General features: G+C 72.3%; 5 protein-coding genes. 2 read left to right on the top strand and 3 right to left on the bottom strand.

The annotated features are described in order from the left end of the window. Positions 1-12: 12 nt before the first annotated feature. Positions 13-1,695 (bottom strand): 2-succinyl-5-enolpyruvyl-6-hydroxy-3-cyclohexene-1-carboxylic-acid synthase, encoded by a 1,683-nt coding sequence (menD, locus tag H504_RS0129920; protein ID WP_026425798.1) that lies wholly within the window; start codon positions 1,693-1,695, stop codon positions 13-15. Positions 1,696-2,095: 400 nt separating this feature from the next. Continuing rightward, entirely contained in the window at positions 2,096-3,421 is a 1,326-nt protein-coding gene (locus H504_RS0129925; protein ID WP_026425799.1) for a hypothetical protein, read from the bottom strand. 73 nt (positions 3,422-3,494) lie between these two features. Here H504_RS0129925 and H504_RS0129930 point away from each other — a divergent pair, with 73 nt between their 5' ends. Continuing rightward, on the top strand, positions 3,495-4,406 hold the full coding sequence (locus tag H504_RS0129930; protein ID WP_026425800.1) for a 1,4-dihydroxy-2-naphthoyl-CoA synthase: 912 nt from the start codon (positions 3,495-3,497) through the stop codon (positions 4,404-4,406). A 10-nt stretch (positions 4,407-4,416) separates the two neighbouring features. On the opposite strand, the gene H504_RS0129935 is transcribed toward H504_RS0129930, so the two are convergent. Next, positions 4,417-5,379, bottom strand: coding sequence for an arylamine N-acetyltransferase family protein (locus H504_RS0129935; protein WP_211239427.1), 963 nt, complete (start codon positions 5,377-5,379; stop codon positions 4,417-4,419). 52 nt (positions 5,380-5,431) lie between these two features. Here H504_RS0129935 and menE point away from each other — a divergent pair, with 52 nt between their 5' ends. Next, positions 5,432-6,550, top strand: coding sequence for an o-succinylbenzoate--CoA ligase (gene menE / locus H504_RS0129940; protein ID WP_026425802.1), 1,119 nt, complete (start codon positions 5,432-5,434; stop codon positions 6,548-6,550). Positions 6,551-6,679: the final 129 nt, after the last annotated feature.

The raw sequence follows: 6,679 nt of genomic DNA on the forward strand, positions 1-6,679 counted from the left end.
TACCGGTCGCGGTCAACTGATGGCGGCGGTGACTGCCGCGCGGAGGCGGGCGTGCAGGTCGCGGAGGCCGTCGCGGGTGGTGTGGATTTCTACGACGCGGAGGCCGGGGGCGGGCGCGAGGGCTTGTTTCAGTTCGGCGCGGGTGGTGGCGGGGGTGTGTGGGACGCCGTGGGCTCGGGAGAGGGTGGCGATGTCGACGTTGTGCGGGGTGCCGAAGACGCGTTCGAAGCTCGCGCGGTGTTCGGCGGCGCCCTGTTCGAGCAGGGAGAAGATGCCGCCGCCGTTGTCGTTGAGCACAACGATGGTGAGGTCGGGGCGGGGCTCGCCCGGACCGATGAGGAGACCGTTGGCGTCGTGCAGGAACGTCAGGTCGCCGACGAGGGCGTAGGTCGGGGCGCCGCCGCCGAGGGCGATGCCCGCCGCGGTGGAGAGGTTGCCGTCGATGCCGGCCACGCCGCGGTTGGCGTGCACGGTGACGTTGGCGCGGTGGGCGGCGAACAGGTCGACGTCGCGGACGGGGTTGGAGGAGCCGAGGAACAGGGTGGCGCCGGGGGGCAGGGCGGCGACGACGTCCTGGGCGATGTGCGGGCCGCTGGGCCACGGCTCGTCGTCGAGCAGGGTGGCGACGGCGGCGACGGCGGCGTCCTCGGCGTCCTGCCAGGCGGCCAGCCAGTGCTGGTCGTGCCCGGCGACGTGCACCAGGTCGTCCTGGTCGAGCCAGCCGCGCACGTGCGTGGCGACGTACTGCGGGTCTGTCCACTGTGGATGGTCGCCGATGCCGTACACCGGGACCCGGTCCATCAGGCCGCGCACCCCGCGGGACAGGGTCGGCCTGCCCACCACCACAACGGCCTCGGGCCGCAGCGACTCCGGCAGCGCGCCGGTGCCGAGCAGCAGCGGACCGCAGCGCAGCACGTGCGCCCCACCGGCGATCGCGGCCGCGGCGCCCACCGGCTCCGCCACCACCGGCCACCCGGCCTTCGCCGCGACCCCGGCCGCGGACGTCGCGCGGGCCGGGTCACCGCTGCCGACGACCATCAGAGTCCGCGCGGGCAACGGGAAATCGACCCGGTTCCCGGGCACCGACCGAGCGACGGACGACGTCGTCCAGCGCAGCCCGCCCGGTCTGCCGTCGAGCTTGTCCGGCCACTCGTCACCGAAGGTCGGCACCAGCGGCTCGCGGAACGGGATGTTCACCTGCACCGGCCGACCGGTCTCCGCGCGCGCCACCCCGCGGCACACGAGCCCGCGCCACACCGGGTTCAGCCCCGCCCGCCGCTCGGCGACCGGGAAGTCCACCGCCACCGCCGAACTGCCGAAGATGCCGCGCTGGTCGATGGTCTGGTTAGCGCCCGTCCCGTGCAGCTCCGGCGGCCGGTCCGCGGTGATCAACAGCAGTCCGACGCCGGAGTGGTGCGCCTCCAACACCGACGGGTGCAGGTTCGCCACCGCCGTGCCCGACGTGCACACCACCGCGGCGGGTCGCCCCGACGCCCGCGCCAACCCGAGCGCCAGGTACCCCGCCGACCGCTCGTCGACCCGCACGTGCAACCCGACCACACCCCGGGTGGCCGCCTCGTACAACGCGATCGCCAATGGCGCGTTGCGCGATCCCGGGCACAGCACGACATCCCGGACCCCGTTGCGTACCAACTCGTCGACCACCACGGTGGCCATCGCGGTGGACGGATTCACAGCACCCCATTCCCCTCAACGCGCTCTGGACCACTCGACCGGCCCACGACACCCGGACCCACGACCGCGCCACCGACGACGAGACCACCGCGGCCACCGGGACCCGACCCTCGACCATTCCCCGCCCACACCCCACCCGGCAACCGCTCCGGCACATCTGGGCGAAGATCGGCCGGAGCGCCCCACCCTGGGAGCGCACCCATCCGGACCTCGGTCAACTTTCTGCCCGGACTACCCCAACCCGGCCGCGCAAGCGATTGCGCACCCGCTGACCGCGCCCTGAACTCCCTGGCGAGGGCGCACCACCGCCAGACAACCGACCCCCCGAGCGCACGAAACGGCGCCGGTCGAGCGGCGGTCACCTCGACCGCGACGGCAGGTGGGGCGGGATGGGCAGGGGTCATGTGAGGGTCAGGTCGTCCGGGTGGCGGCGGAACAGGACGCGGGCGCGCAGGCTCCAGCGGGCGATGGCGCGGCCCGCCGGGGTGAGACCGACCCGGCGGGCGGTCCAGTCGGCGTCGAGCGCGTCGAGCACGCGGAGCCTGCGGAGGAACCAGGAGCCGACCTCGGCGGCGTGGGTGGGGCCGAAGTCGGCGCCGCCTGCACCGGACCAGCCCTCCTCGGCGAGGACGTAGGCGACCTTCTCGTAGACGCGGACCGGGGCCATCCGGTCTTCGAGGAGCAGGGCGGCGAACACGACCTCCTGGACGGCGCCCAACGCGGACCGGTCGAGCGTGATGAGGCGTTCGCCGACGGTCATCAGCAGCGAGTCCGAATCGTCGACCAGGGCGGTGCCCTGGTCGGTGAGGCGCAGCCTGCCGCCGGTGCGGGTGGTCAGGCCGAAGTCGGTGGACAGCTCCCGTAACAGCTTCACCGGCGGCCACTGGGACTCGCTGCGGCCGGACCCGGACAGCTCGGCGCAGGTCGGCATCAGGTCGATGAGCTCACCGACCAGCGACGTCGGCAGGTAGCCGCTGGTGGTGAGCCGGGCCCCCGCCTCCCGGCACTGGGCGAGCAGGTACGTCAACGCCGGGAGCTGGGCGCCGTCGCTGTCCGGGGCGCGGCGGATCTCGGGACGGAGCCGGACCATCAGCTCGCGGCGGGTCTGGCTGCCCTGGCCGAGGGTCCACTCGTCGAGGCGTTCGTCGAGCAGGCGGACGAACCAGGTCTCCTCGCCCTCGTTCTCCGGGCTGGTGAGCAGCCGCATGACCAGGCCGACCCGCATGGCCTCGCCGCCGTCGACCGGCAGGGTGCCCGCGTCGACGGCCTCCTCCAGCAGCCGACCGGCGGCGGCGTGCAGGGCCGTCTCGATCGGGCCGCCCTGCTCGGCCCAGGTCATCAGCGGGGTGTCCGGCGGCCACACCCCGGACGCGCGCCAGGCCGCGGCCACCAGCCGCCGGTAGCGCTCCTCGTCCTGGGCGGCGTCGAGGATGGCGTGCGTGGCCGGGTCGCGGCAGACCCCGGCGTACCCGGCGTGGCCGAGCAGGGCGAGCAGCTCGGCGAACGACTCGCAGGTCTGGTGCAGGTCCTCGAACGCGCCCTGCCCGCCGGGGCTGCGGTGCGCCTGCGGCAACGTGCCCCACACCATCTGCTGCACGTCGTAGCGGGTGACCTTGGTCGGGTGGGCGGCGGTGGCGCGCATGACGTGCCAGAGCGCGTGCGCGTGCTTCGCCGCGGTGTCGTCCCGCGCGCGAATGACCGCCAACGCCGAGTCAAGGTCGTGCACGTCCCCAGCTTGACACGGCGACCGCCGACCCCGCGAACGACTGTCCACAGGCACGCCGGCATGCTCGCCGATCGTGGCTGAACGCGTGGTTTCCGCACTGTTCGACCCGGCCGGGTGGCGGGTCGTCGACAGGTTCGACTTCACCGACATCACCTACCACCGCGCGGTGGACACCGGGGCCGTGCGGATCGCCTTCGACCGGCCCGATGTGCGCAACGCCTTCCGCCCGCACACCGTGGACGAGCTGTACCGGGCGCTGGACCACGCCAGGATGAGCTCGGACATCGGGTGCGTGCTGCTGACCGGCAACGGGCCGTCCGCGCGCGACGGCGGGTGGGCGTTCTGCTCCGGCGGCGACCAGCGCGTCCGCGGCCGTACGGGATACCAGTACGCCTCCGGGGACACCTCGGACACGGTGGACCCGGCGCGGGCCGGACGGCTGCACATCCTGGAGGTGCAGCGGCTGATCCGGTTCATGCCGAAGGTGGTCATCGCCGTCGTCCCCGGGTGGGCGGCGGGCGGCGGGCACAGCCTGCACGTGACCTGCGACCTGACCCTGGCCAGCCTGGAGCACGCCCGGTTCAAGCAGACCGACGCCGACGTGGGCAGCTTCGACGCCGGGTTCGGCTCGGCGTACCTGGCCCGCCAGGTCGGCCAGAAGTTCGCCCGGGAGATCTTCTTCCTCGGCCGGACCTACACCGCCGAGGACATGGTCCGGATGGGCGCGGTGAACCAGGCCGTGCCGCACGCGGAGTTGGAGGAGACCGCGCTGCAGTGGGCGCGGGAGATCAACGGCAAGTCGCCGACGGCGCGGCGGATGCTGAAGTTCGCGTTCAACGCCATCGACGACGGCCTGATCGGCCAGCAGGTCTTCGCGGGCGAGACGACCCGGTTGGCGTACATGACCGACGAGGCGGTCGAGGGCCGGGACTCGTTCCTGGAGAAGCGCGACCCGGACTGGTCGCACTTCCCCTATTACTACTGAGCCCCTATTACTACTGAGCGCCCCTGCCCGCCAGGAACAGCTCGTGGTCGGCGCGCAGGCGGTGGTACAGCGCGCGCCGCCGGTCGTCGTCCACATCGGACAGTGGGAGCCGGAACAGCTCGGCCAGGGTGGCGAAGTACTCGGTGGGGCTGTCGATGTCGTGCACCCGTTCGCCGTCCCCGTCGACCACACTCAGCCGCAGGCCGCGCAGCGTGGTGAGCTTGCCCCCGCCCCGGTGGCACAGGGCGACGACCCGGACGAAGCCGGACTCCGGGCTGGTCGTCAACTCCAGGTGCTTCGCCGCGAAATCGCCGACCACGGCCTCGTACGGCGCGTAGTCCATCCCCGGGCACCGGGCCGACGGGTCGTGGTCGAACCGCCAACCGCCGGGGACGACGTCGGACGGTCGCAACCGGAACCGGAACGGCGCCTGGTCGTACTCGCCCGCGACCAGCGGCAGCGGCCCGTACAGCGCGTCACCCATGCCGATGTCGACCAACCACTTGCCGTCCGGCGACTCCGGCGCAGGCAGCCCGTGGACCTCCAGCGTCAGGTGGTTCCCGTTCGCACCAACGGGTTCGGCGAACTGCGGCCCCTGCACACCACCGACCCGCCAGTGCACGTCGAACCCGAGCCAGTCCAGCAGGCACCCCAGCGCGCCGTTGAGGTGGAAGCAGTAACCGCCACGCCCGCCGATGACGTACCGCAGCGAGTCGAGCGGCTCGGTCGTGCGCTCCTCCCCCAACGCGAGCCACACCACCTCGTACGGCACGAGATCCACGTTCGCCCGGTGCAACGCGACAAGCGTCTCGACCGTGGCAGCAGGCGGAGCGTCCCACCCGAGCCGCTTGAGGTAGGCGTCGCGGAGATCGACGTCCAGCGGGCGCCGCCACGGCCGGTCGGCCCGTCGCGGGTCTTCCGGCGCCCACCGGTCGGAAGTCGCCTCGGTCACCTGCTGCGGCCCAGTGGACACCGCTCGCTCCTCTCGGGGGTCGACCAGACCGAGCCTAGGCGCTGCCAGCAGGATGGTCCCCGTGCTTCCCGTTGACGGCTCGTCGGTCCCGGCGCTGATCACGGCCCTGCGCCCCCACCTGTCCGGCGAGCAGGCGCCCACCGTGGTGCCGCTCGGTCCGGGCGACGGCATCGCGGACCTGCGGCCGGACCTGCCGGTGGAGCCGGACACGGCGCTGATCGTGCGGACCTCCGGCTCGACCGGAGCCGCCAAGGGCGTCCTCCTGTCCGCCGCCGCGCTCCGCGCCTCGGGTGAGGCAACTCACCGGCGGTTGGGCGGCCCGGGGACCTGGCTGCTGGCCATGCCCGCCCACCACATCGCCGGGGTGCAGGTGGTGGTGCGCAGCCTGCTGGCGGGCACCCCGCTGACCGTCATGCCCCGATCCGGCTTCCGCGGCCGCGTGTTCGTCGAGGCCGCGTCCGACGTCCTGTCCGCCGACGGCCCCCGCTACACCGCCCTCGTACCAACCCAACTCGGCCGCCTCCTCACCGAAGGCGGCGACGCCCTCGCCGCCCTCCGCTCCTTCGACGCCGTCCTCATCGGCGGCGCGGCCACAAACCCGACAATGCTGACACGAGTCCTCGAAGCGGGAGTCCGAGCAGTCACCACCTACGGCATGTCCGAAACCGCAGGCGGCTGCGTCTACAACGGCACCCCCCTCGACGGCGTGAAAGTCCGCCTGGTCGACAACGTGATCCACCTCAGCGGCCCCACCCTCTCCCACGGCTACCGCCTCAACCCGAAAACAGACGCCTTCCACAACGGCTGGTTCCACACCTCCGACCTGGGCACCCTGACCAACGGAACCCTAAAAATCCTCGGCCGCACCGACGACGTCATAAACACCGGCGGCGAAAAGGTCACCCCCACCACAGTAGAACAAGCCCTCACCACCCACCCCGCCGTCCTAGAAGCCTGCGTCGTCGGAATTCCCGACCCCGAATGGGGCCAACAAGTCGCCGCCGCCATAGTCACCAACGGCCCGGTAGACCTGACAGAACTCAAAGCAGCGGTACGCCAAGCCCTAGGCCCCCACGCCACCCCCAAACAAATCAAAATCGTCCCCCACCTCCCCCTACGCGGCCCCGGCAAAATAGACCGCACCACCATAATCAACCTACTACAAAACTAAACCACCCCACCCCCCCCCCCACCACAACCACAACCACCCCCGCACCACACCGACGAAGCGCCACACCGGCACCGCACCCCTCAAACCCAACGCCTTATCGACGAAGGCCGCCAGCCCACCCCACGCGCC

It is taken from the genome of Actinokineospora inagensis DSM 44258 (assembly GCF_000482865.1).
Taxonomy (GTDB): domain Bacteria; phylum Actinomycetota; class Actinomycetes; order Mycobacteriales; family Pseudonocardiaceae; genus Actinokineospora; species Actinokineospora inagensis.

What these genes read in the sequence shown, in the direction of transcription:
- menE (WP_026425802.1), top strand. Translation starts at nt 5,432, where the DNA reads ATGGTCCCCGTGCTTCCCGTTGACGGCTCGTCGGTCCCGGCGCTGATC.